The following is a 22,301-nucleotide window of genomic DNA, read 5'->3' on the forward strand; positions in this document are numbered from 1 at the left end:
TCACCTTTGCCGGCCGAATGGTTCTTCTTCGACGACACGTCAGGAATTCACACGCCCGAGGTAGTTGCCGTCACGCGAATCGATCTTCAGCTTGTCGCCCGTGTTGACGAACAGCGGAACCGACACCTCGGCGCCGGTCTCGAGGGTGGCGGGCTTGGTGCCGCCGGTGGAGCGATCTCCCTGGAGGCCGGGATCGGTGTGCTTGACCTCGAGCTCGACCGTGACGGGCAGCTCGACGTACAGCGGTGCACCCTCGTGCGTCGCGACCTGGACCTTCATGTTCTCCAGGAGGAATCGTGAGCTCTCGCCGACGGTGGCCTCGCTGATGGAGATCTGGTCGAACGTGTCGCCGTCCATGAACACGAAGTCCGAACCGTCGTGGTACAGGTACGTCATGTCGCGGCGGTCGACGGTTGCGGTGTCCACCTTGACGCCCGCATTGAAGGTCTTGTCGACGACCTTGCCCGACAGGACGTTCTTGAGCTTGGTGCGCACGAACGCGGGGCCCTTGCCCGGCTTGACGTGCTGGAACTCGATGATCGACCACAGCTGGTTCTCGATGCTGAGGACAAGACCGTTCTTGAAATCGCTTGTGGAAGCCACTGGCTCTTACGTCTCCTCGTGTTTCTCGTGTTCAGGAACTGCCGTGCGTCACACGAGAGTAAGTTCCTTGCTGGTCATGGTCAGCAGCTCGGGACCGCCGTCACGGACGATGAGTGTGTCTTCGATCCGGACGCCACCGCGTCCCGAGAAATACACTCCCGGCTCGACGGTCACAGCTGCACCGCTCAGCAGTGTACCGGTGCTGGTGCGGGCAATTCCCGGCGCTTCGTGGATTTCCAGTCCGACGCCGTGGCCGAGCCCGTGGAGGAAGAACTCGCCGTAACCGGCCTCCTCGATCACCGAGCGCGACGCTGCGTCGACGGACGCCGTGCTCACACCGGGCGCAAGGGCGTCCCTGCCTGCCGTCTGCGACTGCAACACCAACGCGTACAGATCCTTCTGCCAGTCCTGCGGAGCGCCGATGACGAGTGTGCGCGTCATGTCCGAGTGATAGCCCCCGACCAGCGCTCCGAAATCGAACTTCACGAAGTCACCGGTCGCCAGGACCGCGGACGTCGGGCGGTGATGCGGAACGGCCGAGTTGGGCCCGGCTGCCACGATGGTCTCGAACGAGATTCCGTCGGCTCCGTGCTCGATCATCAGCGATTCCAGTTCTCGGGCGACCTCGAGTTCCGTACGTCCAGCAGCGACGGATCCACGCTCCACCAGCACCGCGAACGCGTCGTCCGCTGCCCGGCATGCATCGCGCAGCAGGGCTACCTCGTGCTCGTCCTTGACCATCCGCAGGTCCTCCACCAGACCGGGACTACGAACGAGATTCAGGGCGGAGTCGAGGCTCGTCCACGCCCGGTGCTGGTCGACCGTGACGACGTGGGATTCGAAGCCGATCGATGCGTTCCTGGGCGCGAGTTCGCCGCCCAGGAGGTACGACGCCGACGCGCGGTCGATCACGGCTCGCAGGTCCGGCACCTGATCGGCGACCTGGGTCACGTAACGCCCGTCCGTGCAGACGACCGTGTTGTCCTCGCGGCCCGGCGAATCGTGAATCGACACGATCAACGCGGCGTTGGACCCGGTGAATCCGGTGAGGTAGCGAATGTTGAGAAGGTCGGTGACGAGCAGGGATTCGAGATCGTTCGCTTCCATGCTTCGCCGGAGCGCGGCGCGTCTGCCGCTGTGATCTACAGGCATTCCTACAAACTACCGCCGGACAGTTCTGTGGGGTCGGACACACCTACCGGCGCGTAGGGCTAGGCTGTCCCCCATGACAGGGTGGGTGGTACGCGGAATCGGCATGTGCTTGATCAACGTGGGGGTGCGAATTCTTCTCGGCGTCACTGTGACTCAGTGGCCTCTGCACGGATCGCAACTCCGGTGGCTGGGCATCGCGGTGGTGTTGATCGCCGTCGTCGTCTGGGCGGGGCTGGACGGCATTCGGGACCGGCGGAAGAATCCAGATCCGGACTACGGCGAGGACTTGACCATGGTCTGGCTCAAGGCTGCGGCATTGGGCGGCCTGGCTGCCGGTCTGGTGACCTGGCTGGTCCAGCTCATCGTCGACTTCAGCGTCGGTCAGAACACCCTCTTCTTCGAACTGACCTCCGGGGCCGCGTTCACGGTGTTGGTCATCTTCATTCCTGCCACCATCGCGGTCTTCCTGGGTCGGCTTCTGGCGGGGCGAGAAGCCAACAAGAAACTTGCGGCCGCGGACGAGGAGCACGCCAAGGAACGGCACGACCGCCATCCGGTGGACAGCACCGCAGGTGCTCCTCAGCAGTCCGGACGGCATCAGTCCGGTCGCGATCAGGCGGGCCGAGAGCAATCGCAATGGTCGGGAGACAACTCCGACACCGAGGTCTTCCCGGCGGTCGAGAAAGACAGGTAGTCCCCTGAGCTGACCGGTGAGGGCATGTGTGCACGTGCACACATGCCCTCACTGGTCAGAGCGGACGGGTCAGAGCAGGTCGGTCAGAGCAGGATGCCGGTGGACGACGAACCCGAGTTGTCCTTCGCGATGGCCGAGTAGGCCGCCACCAGCAGGGACGGGTCCGGTCCTTCGAGACGACCCGGCTTGGCCAGCCCGTCGAGCACAACGAAGCGCAGCAGCCCCGCACGGTTCTTCTTGTCGGACTGCATTCCCTTGAGCAGGTCGCCGAAGGCGTCGCCGTCGTAGCCCACGGGAAGTCCCACTGCTTCGAGCACACTGCGATGACGGTCTGCGGTCGCGTCGTCCAGGCGGCCCGCGAGCCGGCCCAGTTCGGCTGCGAACACCAGGCCCACCGCGACTGCTGCGCCGTGGCGCCAGCGGTATCGTTCACGTCGCTCGATCGCGTGGCCGAGGGTGTGCCCGTAGTTCAGGATCTCGCGCAGGTTGGACTCCTTGAGGTCCGCGGCCACCACGCGTGCCTTGACCTCGACGGAACGCCGAATCAGCTCGGGCAGCACGGTGCCCGACGGGTCGAGCGCAGCCTCCGGGTCGGCCTCGATCAGGTCGAGGATCACCGGGTCGGCGATGAAGCCCGTCTTGATGACCTCGGCGAGACCCGCGACTATCTCGTTGCGCGGGACCGTTTCCAGTGTGGCCAGGTCGACCAGGACCGCCGACGGCTCGTGGAACGACCCGACGAGGTTCTTGCCGGCCTCGGTGTTGATGCCCGTCTTGCCGCCGACGGCAGCGTCGACCATCGCAAGCAGCGTCGTCGGGACGTGGACGATCTTCACGCCGCGCATCCACGTCGCAGCGACGAAACCCGCCAGATCTGTGGCGGCACCGCCGCCGAGGCTCACCACAGCGTCGGATCTCGTCAGTCCGATTCGTCCGAGAACCTCCCAGCAGAAGCCGGCCACGGCAAGTTCCTTGCCGTCCTCGGCATCGGGGATCTCGATGCGGTGAGCATCGATTCCCTTCGCCGCCAACGATTCTCGTACCACTTCGGCGGTCTCGGTCAGCGGAGGTTGATGGAAGATGGCAACGGTCGCCACACCGGCGAGTTCGTCGACCAGATCGTTCAACAATCCCCGTCCGATGATCACCGGGTAGGGAGCAGCCGTTTCGACCATGACGCGCACAGGCTCGGTCATATCGGTCACCTCACACTTTTCTGCTCGTGGTACTGGGTCAGTTTCGAGACGACCTGCCCGACAACCCGCGCCGGACTTCGACCGTCGGTACGTACTCGAATGGACGCGACTCCGCGGTAGAGAGGTCGACGTGTTCGCATCAGATGTTGGTACTTCGCGCGTGGATCGGGCCCGGCCAACAGTGGCCGGGCGGTGTTCGCGCCAGTGCGCCGCAGGCCCTCGGCGACACTGATCTCGAGGTACACGACGGGCAACGGCGCCAGAAGTGCTCGGGTCCGTTCGGACAACACCGAACCACCTCCGAGGGAGACGACGCCGGAGTGCGTCGCCAACGCCTCTGCGACGACGGTCTCCTCGATGCTTCGGAAGGCCGGTTCCCCATCTTGCGAGAAAATGTCCGCGATCGTGCGCCCCGTGGTCCGTTCGATGGCCACGTCGGTGTCCAGAAGCTCGAGCTCCAGCGCCGCGGCGACCCGTCGACCGATCGTGGACTTGCCGGCGCCGGGCGGGCCGACCAGCACCGCGTACGGAGTCATCGCGGAGGTCGGGCAGCTGTGCCCTTCACGTAGTGATCGACGTTGCTGACCGTCTCCGCCAACGAATCTCCACCGAACTTCTCCAACGCTGCCTGCGCGACGACGAGAGCCACCATGGTCTCGGCGACGACCCCCGCGGCGGGCACGGCGCACACGTCGGAACGCTGGTGAATGGCGACGGCTTCGTCGCCGGTACTCATGTCGACCGTCGCGAGAGCACGAGGCACCGTGGAGATGGGCTTCATGGCCGCGCGGACGCGGATGGCTTCACCGTTGGTCATTCCGCCCTCGAGCCCACCGGCGCGGTTGGTGGAACGGAGAATGCCGTCGGGCCCGGGTGTCATCTCGTCGTGCGCGGCGCTGCCGCGTCGACGGGCAGTCTCGAAGCCGTCGCCGACCTCGACACCCTTGATGGCCTGGATCCCCATGAGTGCGGCAGCGAGCCGTGCGTCGAGCCGCCTCTCGCCGCTGACGAAGGACCCGAGACCCACGGGCAACCCGTGCACGACGACCTCGACGATTCCGCCGAGGGTGTCGCCGTCTCGCTTGGCTGCTTCGATCTCGGCGATCATCGATTCCTCGGCCGCCTTGTCGAACGCCCGCACCGGACTTGCGTCGATGGCGTCGAGGTCGTCACCGTGCGGCGGCGGGCCGACGTAAGGGTCGGAGGCACCGATGGAGATGACGTGCGAGACGACGTCGACACCGAATGCCTGCTTCAGGAATCGACGGGCGACGGTGCCGATCGCGACACGAGCCGCGGTCTCACGCGCACTCGCGCGCTCGAGAACCGGGCGGGCGTCGTCGAATCCGTACTTGAGCATGCCCGAGTAGTCGGCGTGGCCCGGCCGTGGGCGTGTCAGCGGTGTGTTGCGTGCGAGATCCGACAGGACGCTCTGATCGATGGGATCGGCCGACATGACCTGCTCCCACTTCGGCCACTCGGTGTTACCCACCTCGATGGCGATGGGGCCACCGAGGGTACGACCGTGCCGCACACCGCCGGTGATGGTGACCTTGTCCGCCTCGAACTTCATCCGCGCACCTCGGCCGTACCCAAGACGGCGACGAGCGAGTTGAGTGGCAATGTCCTCGGAGTTCACCTCGACGCCCGCCACCATTCCTTCGAGAATGGATACGAGAGCGGGACCGTGGGATTCTCCGGCAGTTATCCAGCGCAGCACAGCGACCATCTTTTCACGTCGGGGCCACGGTGATCGCCAGCAGGGTCGCCGCGCACATCGCCGGGCCGTGGGGCACTGCGACGTGGCGTCGCCCGGCGAGGACACAGGCCATCCCGGCCGCCCCGGTGAGCAGCGGCGCAGTCACGGCCGCCATGACCCACGCGTCCACACCGAACTGTCCCGCGACGCCTCCGACGGTGAACGCCAACTTGACGTCACCGGCACCGAACGCGCGTGGCACCGCCAGGTGCACCACCAGATAACACCCGAACAATGCACCGGCGCCCGCGAACGTCGCACCGTACTCGTCACCGGTGACAGCCCAACCGATCAGTCCGGCCGCCCCGACGCCGGTGAGGAGGTTCGGGAGCCTGCGAGTCGCGAGGTCGACCGCGCTGGACACCACGCACCACAGGACGAACAGAGCGCACCACGTCACGGGAATCACTCTGGACCGAGCACCCGAGGGAGCCGACGCGACGTCCCAGCTCGGACATTGCCCTGTGCACAACCGCCGACCTGTGGACAACGCGCAGGCTGTTCACCGGACGGCGCTACGGCGCGGCGAGGGCGGCGCGCATCTCGTCCTTGGGTGCGGGCCGACCCGTGAACTGCTCGACCTGCCCGTACGCCTGGTTCAGCAGCATGGCCAGACCGGAGACGACGGTGCCGCCTGCGCCGCGGACTGCGTCGGCCAACGGAGTCGGCCACGGGTCGTAGATCGCGTCGAGGACGACGGGAGCCTGCGCCATCGCGTGTGCGTACGGTGCGGCGCCGTTCGCCGGAACGGTACTGACCAACACCGACGACGCAGCCGCAGTGTCGGCCAGTTCGGGATCGTCGACGGCCAGAAAAGCTGCGCGCACTCCCGACGCCGCCGCGCAGTCGAGGGTGTCCTGTGCTCTCTCACGCGAGCGTGCGACGACGGTGACCGATGTCGCGCCCAATTCGGCCAGGGCGACGATCGCCGGCCGTGACGTGCCACCGGCTCCGACGACGGTGACGGCCGTTCCCGTCAGATCGTCGGTCCCGGCTTCCCTCAACGCCCCGAGCACACCGTCGACGTCGGTGCAGTCAGCTCGCCAGTGCCCGTCGACGCGAACGAGCGTGTTGGCCGATCCAGCGAGCACAGCACGTTCGGTGCGTTCGTCGGCGTAGGTGAGGGCCGCGACCTTGCCCGGCATCGTCACCGACAGACCGATCCAGTCGGAGGCGAGCCCGTCGACGAGCCCGGGAAGCTGCTCCCCCGTGCATTCGATTCTCTCGTACGTCCAGTCGGTCAACCCGAGGGCGGCGTACGCAGCACGGTGGAGAAGCGGAGACTTCGAGTGCCCGATGGGGCTCCCCAGAACAGCAGCATGCACCGATCAGCGGCCGCTCTCGAGGAAGCCGTCCTCGACCAGTCCGATGTTCGCAAGGTGCTCGTCGTAGCTGCGGGTGAACAGCGTGTCGCCCGCCGCGTTGATGGTGACGAAGTACAGCCAGTCACCGTCGGCCGGCGCTTCGACCGCTTCCACCGCCGCGACGCTCGGCGCGGCGATCGGAGTGGCCGGGAGTCCTTCCATCGCATAGGTGTTCCACGGAGTAACGGTCGCCCGGTCGAGGTCGGTCGTCGCGACCTCGGTGGTGTCGAGCGCGTAGTTGACCGTCGAGTCGAACTCCAGCTTCTGAGGCTCGGCCAGGCGGTTGATGATCACCCGCGCGACCTTGCTGAAGTCCGCAGGCAACGACTCACGTTCGACGAGGGATGCGGCGACCAGAGTCTGATACGGATCGAGGCCGGAATTGGTTCCGGCGGTCAGGATTCCGGTGCTCTCGTACGTAGCGGCGCTCTCGGACACGAGCTGACTCAGGATCTCGCCCGGCGTGGCGGTGGGATCGATGTCCCAGCTGCCTGCCGCGATCAGTCCTTCGAGTTGACGATCACGATCGGGGACCCCACGTACCTGATCGGTTGCCCATGCCGGGACCCCCAACGCAGTCGGGTCGTCGACGCCACCCGCGGCGTTGAAGTCCTCGTACGAGATGCAGGTGGGGGTTCCGCTTCCCGTCGCGTCGACGCAACTGGCCTCGGACAACAGCGTGTAGATGCCCTTCTTGACCGCGTCGGTGTTGACGTCACGCGAGTCGTGCAGCTGGCGTCCCTCGGAGATCACCACACTTCCGACGCGCGACGCCGGGTCCACCAGAGTGGCGACGGCTTCGGATGCCGGCACATTGCTGGGCAGCAGGTAGTAACCCGGCTGCACCGACGCCATCGCGGAGTTCTGGACTGCGGCGCCCATGAACGCCCCCTCGCTGGCGACGACTCCCTTGGCGACGGCCTCGCCGCCGATCTGCTGCGCCGTGTCACCGGGATGGACCCGGACGACGACGGAGTCTCCGCGGGCACCGGCCGGGTAATCCTCCGCGACGACAGCGCCACCGGAGAACCGGTCGTACACGAAGTAGCCTCCGCCCGCGAGCACGAGAATCAGGACGAGGCCGAGTGTGGCCCCGATGATGCGGCCGCGCTTGCGCCGGCTACCGGCTTTGCGTGCGTGCCTTGTCTGCGCCCTGCTCCGGCCGACCTCCTGCGGCAGGCCTCTGGGGGCAGCGCCCTCGTGTACGGCACGATGGAACTCGCTGCCCTCCCCGGTCGGGTAGCCGATCGGATCGGTGTGGGCCTCGTCCTCGTGCTGCCTGTAGTTCACTCGCCGACCTCCGGGATGCGACTCTGCTCTTCCGACGGGGTGGAAACTGGGTGTTCTTGCCGAGCGAGATGCGCCGAACGTTCGTCCAGCCATCCCTGAAGGATTGCGACGGCCGCGGCCTGATCGATCACGCCGCGTTGGGCTTTCGCGCGAACGCCGCTGTCGCGCAGCGCACGCGACGCCGTCACCGTGGTGAGTCGTTCGTCGGCCATACGGATCGGAACGTCCGGTATGTGCCGTGCGAGTACGCGAGCGAAACCCTGGGCTGCTTTGACGGCGGAGCCGCTCTCGCCGCGCAACGTCCGCGGCAACCCGACGACGATCTCGACGACCTCGTATTCGCGGGCGAGCTCGACGACACGAGCGACATCGGATGCGTCCGCGCCTTTCGCCTTGGCTCTGGCCACGGTCTCGACCGGTGTGGCCAGTACGCATCCCGGGTCGCTCGATGCGACACCGATACGGACACTGCCGACGTCGATCCCGAGCCGTCTCCCTGGTCCCGGGTCGTCGAACCCTGGCCGATCCGGCGTCCGACCGGCGCCGGATCGGGCTGTGGATTCACTCACGATCAGGCGTCGACTGCTTCGGAGATACGAGCACGGACGGCCACGAGGGCCTGGGCGATGCCGTCCGGATCGGATCCGGAACCCTGCGCGGAATCGGCTTTACCGCCGCCACGTCCGCCGATCGCCGGACCGAAACTGCCGACGAGTTCGCCTGCCTTCACGCCTGCGTCCTGAGCGGCCTTGTTGGTGACGACGACGAACGGCACCTTGCCGTCCACCGAGCCGAACAGCACGACGACCGCCGGGTCACTGCCGAGCCTGCCTCGTACGTCGGTCGCGAGGGTCCGCAGGTCGTTTCCGCCCACACCGTCCGGTGCCCGAGAGATGACCGCCCGAACGCTGCCGATCCGCTCCGCGCCGGCGGCCAGATCCCCGGCCGAGGACAGAACCGCAGCAGCCTTGACGGCCTCGAGCTCCTTCTCCGCCACGCGGAGCTTCTCCACCAGCGTCTCGATTCGGGCCGGCACCTCCTCGCTCGGAACCTTCAGGGACGACGCGACTCCCGCGAGAAGCGCACGTTCCTTCGCCAGGTACCGGTACGAATCGAGTCCGACGAATGCCTCCACGCGGCGCACACCCGACCCGACCGACGACTCTCCCAGCAATGTGACGGGCCCGATCTGCGAGGAATGCTCGACGTGCGTGCCGCCGCACAGCTCCATCGAGAACGGCCCGCCGATCTCCACGACACGCACCTCGTCGCCGTAGTTCTCACCGAACAGCGCCATCGCGCCCATCGCCTTGGCACTCGCGAGATCAGTCACGGACGTGTTGACCGCGAAGTCGGCGCCGATCGCATCGTTCGCGACGGCTTCGATGTCGCTTCGCTGCGATTCCGTCAGCGCACCCTGCCACGAGAAGTCGAACCGCAGATAGCCGGGCTTGTTCAGCGAACCGGCCTGAGTTGCGTTGGGGCCCAGAATCTGTCGGAGTGCGGCGTGCACCATGTGCGTACCCGAGTGGCCCTGCGTCGCGCCCTTGCGCCACGCCGGATCGACGGACACACGTACCACGTCGCCTTCGGTGATCTGCCCTGTCTGCACCGTCACCTTGTGCGTCCACACCTTCTTGGCGATCTTCTGCACATCGTCGACCTCGACCGACAGTCCAGGCGCCGTGATGGTGCCGATGTCCGCGATCTGACCACCGGACTCCGCATACAGCGGACTCCGGTCGAGGATCACCTCGACAGATTCCCCGGCAGTGGCCGTCGGGACACGGACGCCGCCGGAGATCAGGGCGAGAACGTTCGCCTCCGAGGACAACTCGTCGAACCCGGTGAACTCGGTCGGCCCACGATCGACGACTTCCTTGTACACCGACAGGTCGGTGTGCGCATGCTTGCGGGCCCGGGCGTCGTCCTTGGCGCGTTGACGTTGCTCGGCCATGAGCGACCGGAACCCGTCCTCGTCGACGGTCAGCCCCGCCTCCGACGCCATCTCGAGCGTCAGGTCGATCGGGAATCCGTAGGTGTCGTGCAGCGCGAACGCTTCGGCACCGCCGATCGTCTTCCTGCCCGAGGACTTGACCGTCTCCGCGGCCGTGTCGAACAGCTTGGACCCCGAAGTCAGGGTCTTCAGGAACGCCGTCTCCTCGCCGACCGAGACGTTGAGGATGCGGTCGAACCCGGAGACCAACTCGGGGTACGACTCGGCCATCGTGTCTCGGACGACGGTGATCAGCTGAGCCATCGTCTGATCCGGTGCACCGAGCAGACGTGCGGACCGCACGATTCTGCGCAGCAGACGCCGCAGTACGTAACCGCGTCCGTCGTTGCCGGGGTTGACTCCGTCGGAGATCAGCAGTGCCGCCGTGCGGGCGTGGTCCGCGATGACACGAAAACGAACATCGTCGGTGTGATCGACGCCGTACGTGCGTCCGCTGAGTTCCTCGGCCTTGGCGATGACCGGACGTACCAAGTCGGTCTCGTACACGTTGTCGACGCCCTGCAGCAGGAACGCGACACGCTCGACGCCCATGCCGGTGTCGATGTTCTGCTTCGGCAGCGGACCGAGGATCTCGAAGTCGTCCTTGCTGATCCCCTGGCCGCGCTCGTTCTGCATGAAGACGAGGTTCCAGATCTCGATGTAGCGATCCTCGTCGGCCTCGGGACCACCGTCGACTCCGTACTCGGGGCCACGGTCGTAGTAGATCTCGGAGCACGGACCGCACGGCCCGGGGATCCCCATCGACCAGTAGTTGTCCGCCATGCCGCGACGCTGGATCCGCTCGTCCGGAATCCCGGCGAGTTCCTTCCACAGCGCGATTGCCTCGTCGTCGTCGAGGTACGCCGTCACCCAGATGCGCTCGGGATCGAACCCGTAGCCACCGTCCTCGACGCTTCCCGTCAGCAGCGACCACGCGAACTTGATGGCGTCACGCTTGAAGTAATCGCCGAACGAGAAATTGCCGGCCATCTGGAAGAAGGTGTTGTGGCGCGTCGTGATCCCGACGTTCTCGATATCCAGTGTGCGGACGCACTTCTGGACGCTGGTGGCCGTTGCGTACGGCGGAGTCTGCTGACCCAGGAAGTACGGAACGAACTGCACCATGCCCGCATTGACGAACAGCAGGTTGGGGTCGTCGAGCACGAGCGAGGCACTGGGCACTTCGGTGTGCCCCGCCTTCACGAAGTGGTCGAGGAAGCGCCTGCGAATGTCATGGGTTTGCACTGGTACAGGTTAACCGGAGAACCACGGCGCCCGCGCATGCGCCGCGACCTGCGCGTCATCCACCGCGCACGATCCTGCGGAGCTTGCCGACGCGTGTGCCGATCTCCCGTTCGACTCCGTGATCGGTGGGTTCGTAGTAGTTCACCCCGACCAGCTCGTCGGGCGGGTACTGCTGACGAAGAACCCCACCGGGATCGTTGTGCGGGTATTTGTATCCGACCGCGTTGCCGAGCGCCTCGGCGCCCTTGTAGTGGCCGTCACGAAGATGAGGAGGGACGGTGCCGGACTTCCCTGCCGCGACGTCGGCCATGGCCGCACCGAGTGCAGCGATCACAGCACCCGATTTGGGTGCCGTCGCCAGATGGATGGTGGCCTGAGCCAGCGCCAGCCGCGCCTCCGGCATACCGATCATCTGCACCGCCGTCGCGGCGGCCGTCGCGGTCTGAAGCGCAGTGGGGTCTGCCATACCGACGTCCTCGCTCGCATGAACGACGAGTCGCCTGGCGATGAACCGAGGGTCCTCCCCTGCCGTGATCATCCGTGCCAGATAATGCAGTGCCGCATCGACATCCGACCCACGAATCGATTTGATGAACGCGCTGATGACGTCGTAGTGCTGGTCTCCGTCGCGGTCGTACCTCACCGCCGCCTTGTCCACGCTCGCTTCGACGGTCGCCAGATCCAGCACCGGCCCGGTAGCCGCACCCGCCGCTGCCTCCAGCGCGGTCAGTGCGCGTCGGGCATCACCTGCAGCGAGTCGGACGAGATGTTCCATCGCGTCCTCGTCGATGGACACCGCACCGTCGAGTCCGCGTGGATCGTTCGCAGCGCGGGTCAGCAACATCTCGATGTCCGACGACGCGAGAGGCTGCAACTGCAGCACGAGCGACCTCGACAGCAACGGTGACACCACCGAGAACGAGGGATTCTCCGTCGTCGCGGCGACCAGAAGCACGATGCGGTTCTCCACCGCGGCGAGCAACGCGTCCTGCTGTGTCTTGGAGAACCGGTGTACCTCGTCGATGAAGAGGACGGTCTGTTCACCCGCCGTCAGTCGACGTCGCGCGAGATCGATGACCCCGCGGACTTCCTTCACACCGGCCGACAACGCGGACAGGGCCTCGAACTTGCGTCCGGTTGCGCCCGAGATGAGCGAGGCGAGCGTGGTCTTGCCCGTCCCCGGAGGTCCGTAGAGCATGACCGACGACGCGCCGGAACCGTCGACGAGCCGCCGCAGAGGTGCTCCCGGCTTCAGCAGATGGCTCTGGCCGACGACCTCGTCCAGCGTGACGGGGCGCATCCGCACCGCCAACGGCGCCTCGGGTGGCGTGTACGGACGCGCCTGAAACGACTGTTCGGGGACCGAATCCAGCTCACCCGGGGTGGATGGCTCGTCGGTCGGCGCGTCGAACAGACCGTGGTCGTCGTTGTCGTCCAGACCGGAGCCGAAACTCGCGTTCATTCCCCGATCAGCGATCCCACTTGCTCTCCAGCGCCGTGACGACGCGGAGGGCGAACGCGGCGACATCGGTGTCACCCGTCCGAGTTGCTTGGTCGACGAGGACGTTCCATCGAGAGATGAGCGCATCCGAACGCGGCACCGACAGATGATGCGCGCGCGCAGCAGCGATACGGGTGTGGTCGTTCGGGAGGAACCAGTACGTCGTCAACCAGACCCAGATGAGCTGCGCATCCAGGATCTTCGACGCCAGAACACCGTCGTCGGCCAGATGCGGCCAGATGCCGACGACCTCGGCGCGCCACGCGTCGATCATGGCCTGCGCTCGGTCGGCGGACAGCTCGAAGTGGCACAGGCAGCCGGGGAACGACGCCAGCGCGTACGTGATGTCCAGTGTGGCGTCGCGGAAGCCACCCCACTCGTAGTCCAGGAAGCGGACACCTTCCTCGTTGACGAGGATGTTGTCCGGGCAGAGGTCGGACGGACTGAAAGCACGAAACGCACCGTGGGCGAACAGGCGGCCGCTGCGCTCGACACGTTCACGCACAGCGTCCGGAGTGTCGGTGATGCCGAGGTCCTCCTCGAGCATCCGGGGGACGGCGACGAGCGCGTCGGGGATCTGCGCCGAGATACCGTCGGCACTGGTCGGTACACCGGCCCGACGGAGCAGTGCCGCGAAATCGTCTTCTCGGCCCACCGTCGCAGCGTGCATACGCCCGAGCGCCTGCGCCATGGCCATCAGCGAGTTGGTGACCGACGCTGCATCGGAGTGCTTCAGTAGCGCCGTGATGGGGCTCGCGTCGCCGAGATCGCTGAGAATCAGCAGACGTGCACCCAGATCGTAGGCGAGCAGATCCGGACCTGGCCTGCTGTCGGTGGCGAGTGCCGTGGCGAATTGGTACGACGCGGCTTCCCGAAGAAACGCGGAGGGGCCACCGGACTCGGTGTCGGCCGCCGAGTCGACCTCGGGACCGAGATCGGCAGACGCTTCCCTGACCTGCTTGATCACGAGAGTGCGTGGCAGCTGAAAGGGGTTTTCCGCCACCCGAACTCGGAGGACGGTTGCTTGACCACTGCCTCCGAGATCGACTGGGTCCACCAGCCTGACAGGTGCGCCGGTGCGCCTCGTCAGCAGGTGCTGAGCGGCGGCCACCACCTCGGATACAGGGTCTGCCAATGTCGCGGTCATCGGCTACCAAGATACCCGGTAGTTCCGACAGACTGTGGCGCCTGACGGCACCTACTGGAGGAACCTACGTACCGATTTCGTCACGACGCAGGAAAACCGACCGGAGCGACGTCCACGGACACCGAGATGCTGCTTTCCTCCGCCTCGGTGTAGATGACGCCTCGTAGTGGCGGAACGTCGGCGTAGTCACGGCCCCACGCCACCGTCGTGTACCGCTCGTCGACGAGTTGGTCGTTGGTCGGGTCGAAGGCGAGCCATCCAGCCGCGCCGGTCCACACGGCAGCCCAGGCGTGGGTGGCGTCCACCCCGATCATCCGTTCCTTGCCCGGTGGGGGTTCGGTAGCCAGGTAGCCGGACACGTATCGAGCAGCAAGACCTTTCGCCCGCAGGCACGCGATCGCGAGCCTGGCGAAATCCTGGCACACGCCCGATCGCGCCTCGAGCACGTCCGCGACCTTCGTCGACACCGTCGTGGAGCCGGACTGGTAGGTGAAATCGGTGAAGATGCGGTGCGTCAGATCGACGATCGCCTCTCGGAGTGGCCGACCTGCCGGAAAGCTCGCCTCCGCGTACTCCACGACGCCGTCGGTGATCTCCGGCGTGACGAGGTCGAGAACGAACTCCACGGCCGTGGCACGTGCACCGGACGCGGTGTACTCCCCCGGTGCCTGCGGCCTGGCCGTCTCCCACGGTTCCGTCGCACCCGACTCCAGGTCCCGAGTGGACGGCTCGTCGACCTCCACGAGCGAATCGGCGGTCACGACCAGTCTGTCGTGGTCGCTCGTCACGTGGAAGTACACGTCCTCGTTTCCGAAGACATCGACGCCGTAGGACTGATCCGTCGGCGCCGGCAGCACCTCGACCGACTTCTCGAGGCAACGTTGACCCTCGAACTCCCGCGGAGCGAGAAACCCGCGTCCGTACGACGAGGTCACGCGATCCGAATACGTGTAGGTGGTGATGTGCCGGATTCTGTACCGCCTGCTCATCGGAAATCACCACTTCCCGTCGTCTGACGTTGCGAGAGGTTACCGCCGACCGTCCCCCACAGCGGCTGAGTCCCGCCGGGAAGCACCATGTGCGTCGCCAGCACCACACGAGAGAGTTCCTCGAGCTGATCGTGAATGCCGTCCACCAATTCGACGAGGTCCACCCGCCTACCCGAGGCGTCGACGCTTTCGAGGTCGCCCGGATCCACGCGTCGCAGCCGCACCGCGATCTGTTCGACGAGTTGTTCCGCCCGCGACGTGCCCGACGCGTCGGGAAGCGCTCCGAGATCGTCCTTGACTCGATCCAACTGATAGACCAACGATCGTGGGTTGTATTCGTCGAACAACAGCAGCTGCGCGACGGCGGCGGGGCGTGCACGGCCCCGGTTGCGACGACGATAGATCACCGACGATTCCGCCGCGCTGAGCACGGAATCGATGACCGCCTGCTCGGTCGACGGTGTCAACGCATGGCTCAGCGTGGCGGACAGCAGTGCCGTCAGCTGAAGCCCGCGCTCGATCCGGCGGCCGCAGTCCATCAGGTACCAGCCCGCGTCACGCACCATCGACTCGGACGCCAGACCGGACAGTGACAGCAGACCGCGCAGCACCGAAGACTGCGACGCCGCCAGTTGTGCGCCGTCGGCGGTGTCGGTGTCGGTTAGCTCGCCCAGCGCTGCCTCGATCCGGCTCAGAACAGCCCAGGTGTCGTTCGACAGCTGATCCCTGACACCTCGCGCGGCTTGCTGCAGACGATCCACCGACTGTGCGACCGAGCCGAGTCGGTCCACGTCGAGCATCAGCGACCGAAGCTCGGCGACCGCGTCGGCGCAGACGTCCTCGTCGAAGAAGCCGGGGCCGGTACGAGACACCTTCGTCACGGCCTGCAGCAGGATGGGCAGGCTGTCGCTGCCGTCCAGCCACGGCATCGAGCGGTAATCCTGGTGTCGTTCGCGCGCCGCGATCAACAGACGTGTCATGTCCTCGGCGCGTTCGCTGTAGCGCCCGAACCAGAACAGATCGCCGAGCACGCGAGGCGAGCTGACGACGTCGACGTTCTCGGTCGCCGCGTACTGCGGCAACTCCTCGACCGAGGCGGGCGGCGTGTGGGCAGCCGAATCGGCCGTGGTCACCCGCTCGGCGGAACGCACCCACACGTCCTTCGACGCCACCGTGATCAGCGGGTCCGCCACGGGCGAGGTGACCAGGACCTGCCCCAGGCCGCCCGTCATCGGCGTGTATCCCGTTCGCTGGGCGACGCTGAACAGCCTCATCCCCACTTCGGCGGCACCGATCGTGCCGCCGAAACCCGACCCGGCGGGTGCACTGGAGAACTCGGGGACTTCCTGACCGACCCACGTCCACGGCTCGGCACGCAGACGATCGACGAATTCGCCTGCCGCGGCATCGGTCAGGTCGTGGCCGACGACGGTGTCACGAGTCGTCACGGATCGGAAGATCAACGAGCGAACGCCTGCCGTCAGACGCGAGACCCCGTGCCGCTCCCCGCCCCAGATCGACGGCGTCGACTCGAGCAGCAGGTCCTCGTCGAGCAACGCGCGACTCAGCGCGGGCAGAAGAGAAGGAAGTGCCGGATTCTCGAGCACACCACTGCCGAGGGTGTTGACCACGGTGACTGCACCGCGACGTAGAACCTCGACCAGCCCCACGACACCCAACCGCGAATCGGGACGCAGATCCAACGGGTCGGTGAACTCGGCGTCGACGCGCCGCAGGACCACGTCCACCCGGCGAAGTTTGCCGAGCGAACGCATCCACAGGCATCCGTCGCGCACCACCAGATCGGCGTTCTCCACCAGCGGGAACCCGAGCACAGTAGCGAGGTACGCCTGGTCGAAAGCCGTCTCCGAGTGCGATCCGGGACTGAGGACCACGACGACGGGGTCCTCGGCAGCCGCGGGGGCGGCGTCGATGAGCGCAGACCGGACGGCGCGAGCGAAGGTCGACAACGGGCGCGGATTCGTGTCCTGGAACAACTCGGGCGTCGCCCGCGACATCACACGGCGGTCCGCGAGCGCGTACCCGATTCCCGACGGCGCCTGTGTTCGATCGGCGACCACTCGGAACCGACCGTCGGATGCCCGGCCCACGTCGGCGGCGTGGAAGAACAGTTGCCGTGGACCTGGCACGGTGATCCCGTGCGCCTCACGGACGTACCCGGGGTCGCCGAACACCAGTTGCGGAGGAATCACACCGTCGGTGACCGTGCGCATGTCGCCGTAGAGATCGGTGAGAACTGCATCGAGCAGACGCGCGCGCTGGATCAGTCCGGCCTCGAGAACATCCCAGTCCTCGGCGGCCAGCACCAGCGGGATGCCGTCGAGGCCCCACCTCACCGGAGTCGTGAGCGCCTCGGACGCCCCCACCGACACGGGGTTGTACGTGATCCCGTGCTCGTCGACGAGGCTGCGAACTCGATTCTGCAGGGCGCGTTCGCCTCCGCGACCGGCCCGATCGAGCCCGACGATCAGTTCCGACCACTGCCGACGGAGGCCCGAGACTTTCCCGTCTCTCTCGCCGGCGCCGTCACTCAGCAGTTCGTCGTACCGGTCGTCCGAGCCCGGCAACCCGCGCCGACGGCTGCGATACGCCTCGACCGCTTCCGTCGACGCGAATCCGACCGCCGAACCGGGCGCACCCGACGACGTCACCGACTCGGGCGACGCGCCGACAGGGGCCACGCTGCTCGGTGTCGCATCCACGGGCACCATCGAGTCGTCATTCCTTCCGTCGGGCGTCGCGGGTGGCCGCGCGGGCCACTAGCCGGCGTAGACACCCGTACGCCGGAGATCCAACATGCCAGGCGCCGTCACGTCGATCGATTGGCGCGCCTGCAACTCGAGCAATCTTGCTACGTCCACCTTGCCGGAGGTGAACCCGCCCTCCTCGAATCGACCGTTGCGGCGCGCCTCGGCCTCGACCGAGTTCACCGGCGGCCCGTCGTAGGACCGCCCACCTGGATGAACCACGTGGTAGGTGCAGCCTCCGACTGCTCGTCCCGTTTGCTTTTCCACGAGGTCGAACCGAAGCGGACTCTGTACCTCGATGGTCGGGTGCAGTTCACTCGGCGGCTGCCACGCCCGGTAGCGGACGCCGGCGACCTGAACGTCCTGCCGTTCGGTCCGCAGCATCGGCACCGGAACCCCGTTGCACGTGACCATGTATCTGCCGTCGTCCGCACCGGCGATCTTCACCTGAAGCCGCTCGACGGACGAGTCGACGTACCGGGCGGTGCCGGACGACGTCGACTCCTCACCCAGTGTGTTCCACGGTTCGATCGCGCCGCGCAGTTCCAATTCCGCATCACCGATCACGGTGGTCCCCAACCGCGGAAACCGGAATTCGGTGAAGGGGTCCAGCCAGCTGGTGTCGAATTCGATATCGTGCTCTCTCAGGTCCTCCGCGACTCGGCCGATGTCGCTGATCACGAAGTGCGGCAACATGTATCGGCCGTGCAGGTTCGACCCGTGCCGAATCAGCGGCGCGTCGAGCGGTGTGTCCCAGAACCTCGACACCATCGACCGCACGAGCAGCGACTGCACCATCGCCATCTGGTGGTGCGGCGGCATCTCGAATCCGCGCAGTTCCAGGAGACCCAATCGGCCGCGTGTGCTGTCCGGGCTGTAGAGCTTGTCGATGCAGAACTCCGCACGGTGTGTGTTGCCGGTGATGTCGGTCAGCAGATGGCGAAGCGCGCGATCCACCACCCATGGCGACGCCGTCCGGTCCGACCCCGTCAACCTCTGGATTTCACTGAACGCGACCTCCAGTTCGTACAGCGCCTCTTCGCGGCCCTCGTCGGCGCGCGGCGCCTGCGACGTCGTTCCGATGAAGCGACCCGAGAACAGATACGACAACGACGGATGTCGCTGCCAGTGAGTCAGGAGCGACACCAGCAGGTCCGGTCGGCGCAGAATCGGCGAATCCGACGGCGTGACGCCACCCAGAGTGATGTGGTTGCCGCCGCCGGTCCCCCGCGTCGTGCCGTCGTTGTCGAATCCTTCCGTGCTCAGCCGTGATCGGCGTGCTTCGCGGTACAGCGTCTCCATCAGCTCGTTCTGTTCCGCCCAGGACGACGACGGTTGAACGTTCACCTCGATGACGCCGGGATCGGGGGTGACTGTCAATGTCTGCACGCGTGGATCCGACGGAGGTCCGTAGCCCTCGATGACGACGGGCGTCTCGATCGCCGACGCGGCGTCCTCCACCCGAGCGACCAGATCGACGAAGTCCTCCAACCGGTCCACGGGAGGCATGAACACATGCAGGACGCCCTCCCGCACTTCGGCGACGAGCGCCGTCACGCCGTTGCCGCCGACGACGCCCCGATTCGACTCGTTCGCCAGTGCGAGTCGCGCGTATCGCGCCTCGGCCGGGTCGACGGGCCGAGGTGGACGCTGCGTCATCTGACGCGCAGGCAACGGATCCTTGCGGTCGGTCGGGTCCGACGGATTCTCCGGCGGACCACCGGTCCACGAGATGGCACTGAGCGGAAGCCGCAAGCCTGCAGGCGAGTCGCCCTCGAGAAGCACGATGCGACCACGGCGGAGAGTCCAATCCGCGCTGCGCCACCCCGTGCCGTCGGGAGTTCTGCCGATGGGCAGAACGAACGCCGCTGGTTCGTCGGTACTGGACTCGAGCTTCGCCAGCAACGCCGCACGGGCGTCCGGGGTGTCGGTGCCGGGTTCGATGTCGGCGTCGACGGGCGGATCGCCGTACGGCTGCCGGACGTAGTCGAGTAGCCGCACCAACGGATCCTCGAACGCCGGTCGTGCCTGCTCTGCCGGTAATCCCAGGCCTTCCACCAGTTTTTCCACCAGAGCCCGGGACGCGGAGTTGTCGACGTCGGCGGGCCGCTCGTCGGCAGGAAGCCACGGATCGGCGATCAGATCGGAGTCGCTCCACAACGATTCACCGTCGGTCCGCCAATACAGACCGACCTGCCACCGCGGCAACGGCTCACCGGGGTACCACTTGCCCTGGCTGCGTTGGACCAACCCGTCGGGTGCGTAGATGGTGCGCAGACGCTCGGCGAGTGCGCTGGCCAGGATTCGCTTGTGCGGACCGTCGGCGGTGGTGTTCCATTCGGGCGCGTCCTGATTCTCGATGGCGACGAACGTCGGCTCACCTCCCACCGTCAATCGAATGTCCTGCGCACTCATGCGGGCATCGAGCGTCGATGCAGTCCGCCGGATGGCGTCCCACTGTTCCTGGGTGTACGGCAGTGTCGTGCGCGGGTCCTCGTGTACCCGAACCACGGTGTTGGAGAAGTCCAGCTCTGCAGTGCATTTGCTCGTGGCGCCGGAAATGGCTGCAGCCGTGGACGGGTGCGGCGTCGCCGACAGAGGGATGTGGCCTTCGCCCGCGAACAATCCGGAGGTCGGGTCCATCCCGACCCACCCCGCACCCGGGAGGTAGACCTCCGTCCACGCGTGGAGGTCCGTGAAGTCGGCTGCAGGCCCGGACGGACCGTCGAGAGACTTCACGTCGGACGCGAGCTGCACGAGGTACCCGGACACGAACCGCGCGGCCAATCCCATCTGGCGCAGAACGGACACCAGCAACCACGCCGAGTCTCGACACGAACCGACAGCTGTGGTCAGCGTGTGGTCCGGGCTCTGCACACCCGGTTCCATCCGCACCGAGTAGCCGACGTCGCCGAGGACGGCTTGGTTCGCCATCACCAGAAAATCGATGGTGCGCAGCGTGTCACCGCGTTCGCGTGCCGCCGCCTCCAACTTCTCCACCCACGTGGACACGACCGGCCCTGGGCCACTTCCTTCTTCGTCCTCGTCGACGGGCCGCAGATACGGCTCCAGATCCGGCAGGTCCGCCTTGTCGTACTGAAAACCGAAATGCTCCGCCCAGTCCTCGACGAAGAAGTCGAGCGGGTTGATGACGGCCATGTCGGCGACGAGCCCGACAGTGATCGACATGTGATCGGTTCGTTCCGGAAAAACGACGCGTGCCAGAAAGTTTCCGAACACGTCCTGCTGCCAATTCACGAAATGCTCGGCAGGTTCGATCTTCAGCGAATACGCTTCGATCGGTGTCCGAGAATGCGGCGCAGGCCGCAGTCGGATCTCGTGCGGAAACACTTGGACCGTGCGGTCGAACGAGTAACTTGTTCGATGTTCCAGAGCGACCTTGATGCCCACGGCGAGCCCCTCACAAATTTCGAATCGGTAAGAACCACCAACCTTAGAGGTCCTCAGCTGTGCCCGCTCGGTGAAGAATCGACGACGAAACCAAACGGGCGGTGGGCGCGTAGTGCTTGACACGCACCCCCGGGTGCGGTTCGCTCAGCGTCGAAATCCAGACATTTGTCAACGACTCAACATCACGTCAGTCGAGGGGAACATCAGTGAGCGAGAACCCGCCCAACGGACCTCAGTACGGTTCGGATCCGAATCAGCCTCAGTATCCCCAGAACCCAGCCGGCGGGTACCCGCCTCCCGGAAACGCCGGTGGATATCCGCCTCCCGGTAGCTACCCTCCCCCCGGCAACTACCCACCACCTCCGGGCAACTACCCGCCGCCGCCGGTCGGCGGTAACGCCGCATACGGGTCCGGTTCACAGTTGCCCGGAGGCGGGCAACCAGGGAGCCTCGGACTACGTTTCGGCGCACGTCTCATCGACGGCATCATCGTCGGAATCGTGCTCGCGGTCTTCTACGTGATTCTTCCATCCGGGTTCGTCGGCAGCCTCCTCTTCGGAATCATCTCCGCAGTCCTCGGATTCTCGTATTTCGTCTTCCTCGAATCGTCCCGCGGACAAACCTTCGGCAAGCAGTTGCTGGGACTGCGCACGGTGGGAGTCGCCGGAGGCAACCCAACTCAGGCAGAGGCTGCGAAACGCAACGCCTTCATGCTTCTCAATGTCGTCCCCCTTCTCGGCGGACTCCTGGTGTTCATTGCATACATCGTCATCGCGGTGACCATCAATTCCAGCCCGACCAAGCAGGGCAAGCACGACGAGATCGCCGGCGGAACCCAGGTCATCACCACGAAGTGACCCGCTGAACGATCAGCGAGCGGGCCCGCCTCCACATCGGCGGGCCCGCTCGCTGCGTTTCACCCTTCGATTCACCTGCCGGTTCGGTCCGCAGACGCGGATCGGTGCGGCACAATCGATCGACCACTGATGAGGAGACATCGTGAGCGAGAACCCACCGAACGGACCCCAGGACGGCAAGGACAACGATCCCGAGCAGTCCGGTCACCCGGGCAGTAACACGCCTCCGGGCAATTACCCACCGCCTCCGGGCAATTACCCACCGCCTCCGGGTAGTTATCCCCCGCCGCCCGGAAACTATCCGCCACCGTCCGGCGCCTACCCACCAC

Annotated in this window: 17 protein-coding genes and 1 pseudogene; 3 read left to right on the forward strand and 15 right to left on the reverse strand. The window is 66.2% G+C overall.

What is annotated here, in order from left to right; genetic code table 11:
• Positions 1-39 precede the first annotated feature (39 nt).
• Together efp and CH289_RS23090 are read right to left on the reverse strand one after the other, a co-directional pair.
• Entirely contained in the window at positions 40-603 is a 564-nt protein-coding gene (gene efp / locus CH289_RS23085; RefSeq protein WP_019666392.1) for an elongation factor P, read from the reverse strand.
• 48 nt (positions 604-651) lie between these two features.
• Positions 652-1,755 (reverse strand): M24 family metallopeptidase, encoded by a 1,104-nt coding sequence (locus CH289_RS23090; protein WP_026348016.1) that lies wholly within the window; start codon positions 1,753-1,755, stop codon positions 652-654.
• 73 nt (positions 1,756-1,828) lie between these two features.
• Here CH289_RS23090 and CH289_RS23095 point away from each other — a divergent pair, with 73 nt between their 5' ends.
• The gene (locus tag CH289_RS23095) at positions 1,829-2,449 is read left to right on the forward strand and encodes a B-4DMT family transporter (protein WP_019666394.1); all 621 of its coding nucleotides are present in this window, start codon (positions 1,829-1,831) and stop codon (positions 2,447-2,449) included.
• 83 nt (positions 2,450-2,532) lie between these two features.
• Here the strand turns inward: CH289_RS23095 and aroB are convergent, their stop codons facing one another.
• The 13 genes from aroB to CH289_RS23160 all read right to left on the reverse strand — a co-directional run bounded on the left by aroB (position 2,533) and on the right by CH289_RS23160 (position 21,115).
• Complete coding sequence (gene aroB, locus CH289_RS23100; RefSeq protein WP_094728692.1) at positions 2,533-3,645, reverse strand: 3-dehydroquinate synthase; 1,113 nt, start codon at positions 3,643-3,645, stop codon at positions 2,533-2,535.
• 5 nt (positions 3,646-3,650) lie between these two features.
• The gene (locus CH289_RS23105) at positions 3,651-4,181 is read right to left on the reverse strand and encodes a shikimate kinase (RefSeq protein WP_019666396.1); all 531 of its coding nucleotides are present in this window, start codon (positions 4,179-4,181) and stop codon (positions 3,651-3,653) included.
• The gene (aroC, locus tag CH289_RS23110) at positions 4,178-5,365 is read right to left on the reverse strand and encodes a chorismate synthase (protein WP_026348018.1); all 1,188 of its coding nucleotides are present in this window, start codon (positions 5,363-5,365) and stop codon (positions 4,178-4,180) included. Before aroC ends, CH289_RS23105 begins: the two co-directional genes overlap by 4 nt.
• Before the next feature lie 13 nt (positions 5,366-5,378).
• A complete protein-coding gene (locus tag CH289_RS23115) occupies positions 5,379-5,804 on the reverse strand; it encodes a prepilin peptidase (protein WP_256977466.1) in 426 nt (141 codons plus the stop codon).
• 115 nt (positions 5,805-5,919) lie between these two features.
• The gene (locus CH289_RS23120; protein WP_020110132.1) at positions 5,920-6,729 is read right to left on the reverse strand and encodes a shikimate dehydrogenase; all 810 of its coding nucleotides are present in this window, start codon (positions 6,727-6,729) and stop codon (positions 5,920-5,922) included.
• 3 nt (positions 6,730-6,732) lie between these two features.
• Positions 6,733-8,058, reverse strand: a complete 1,326-nt coding sequence (locus CH289_RS23125) for an endolytic transglycosylase MltG (RefSeq protein ID WP_033189681.1) — start codon at positions 8,056-8,058, stop codon at positions 6,733-6,735.
• The gene (ruvX, locus tag CH289_RS23130; RefSeq protein ID WP_019666401.1) at positions 8,055-8,627 is read right to left on the reverse strand and encodes a Holliday junction resolvase RuvX; all 573 of its coding nucleotides are present in this window, start codon (positions 8,625-8,627) and stop codon (positions 8,055-8,057) included. The genes CH289_RS23125 and ruvX overlap by 4 nt, the downstream gene beginning before the upstream one ends.
• A 2-nt stretch (positions 8,628-8,629) precedes the next feature.
• Positions 8,630-11,299, reverse strand: coding sequence for an alanine--tRNA ligase (gene alaS, locus CH289_RS23135; RefSeq protein ID WP_094728682.1), 2,670 nt, complete (start codon positions 11,297-11,299; stop codon positions 8,630-8,632).
• A gap of 55 nt (positions 11,300-11,354) precedes the next feature.
• Positions 11,355-12,761: a replication-associated recombination protein A gene (locus tag CH289_RS23140; protein WP_020110135.1), complete on the reverse strand. Its 1,407-nt coding sequence runs from the start codon at positions 12,759-12,761 to the stop codon at positions 11,355-11,357.
• A 7-nt stretch (positions 12,762-12,768) separates the two neighbouring features.
• A complete protein-coding gene (locus CH289_RS23145) occupies positions 12,769-13,947 on the reverse strand; it encodes a protein kinase family protein (protein WP_019666404.1) in 1,179 nt (392 codons plus the stop codon).
• An 80-nt stretch (positions 13,948-14,027) separates the two neighbouring features.
• Entirely contained in the window at positions 14,028-14,936 is a 909-nt protein-coding gene (locus tag CH289_RS23150) for a transglutaminase family protein (protein ID WP_020110136.1), read from the reverse strand.
• On the reverse strand, positions 14,933-17,668 hold the full coding sequence (locus CH289_RS23155; protein ID WP_020110137.1) for a circularly permuted type 2 ATP-grasp protein: 2,736 nt from the start codon (positions 17,666-17,668) through the stop codon (positions 14,933-14,935). The genes CH289_RS23150 and CH289_RS23155 overlap by 4 nt, the downstream gene beginning before the upstream one ends.
• Before the next feature lie 48 nt (positions 17,669-17,716).
• Positions 17,717-21,115 (reverse strand): transglutaminase family protein, encoded by a 3,399-nt coding sequence (locus CH289_RS23160; RefSeq protein WP_094728684.1) that lies wholly within the window; start codon positions 21,113-21,115, stop codon positions 17,717-17,719.
• A 206-nt stretch (positions 21,116-21,321) separates the two neighbouring features.
• Between CH289_RS23160 and CH289_RS23165 the strand changes: the two genes are divergently transcribed.
• Positions 21,322-21,972 carry an RDD family protein gene (locus CH289_RS23165; protein ID WP_027498529.1) on the forward strand — a complete coding sequence of 217 codons (651 nt, stop codon included), beginning with the start codon at positions 21,322-21,324 and terminating at the stop codon, positions 21,970-21,972.
• Between the two features lie 142 nt (positions 21,973-22,114).
• A pseudogene (locus CH289_RS28525) lies at positions 22,115-22,301 on the forward strand (hypothetical protein); the annotation flags it as partial.

This window comes from Rhodococcus sp. RS1C4, from assembly GCF_002258225.1.
Lineage (GTDB): Bacteria > Actinomycetota > Actinomycetes > Mycobacteriales > Mycobacteriaceae > Rhodococcoides > Rhodococcoides fascians_E.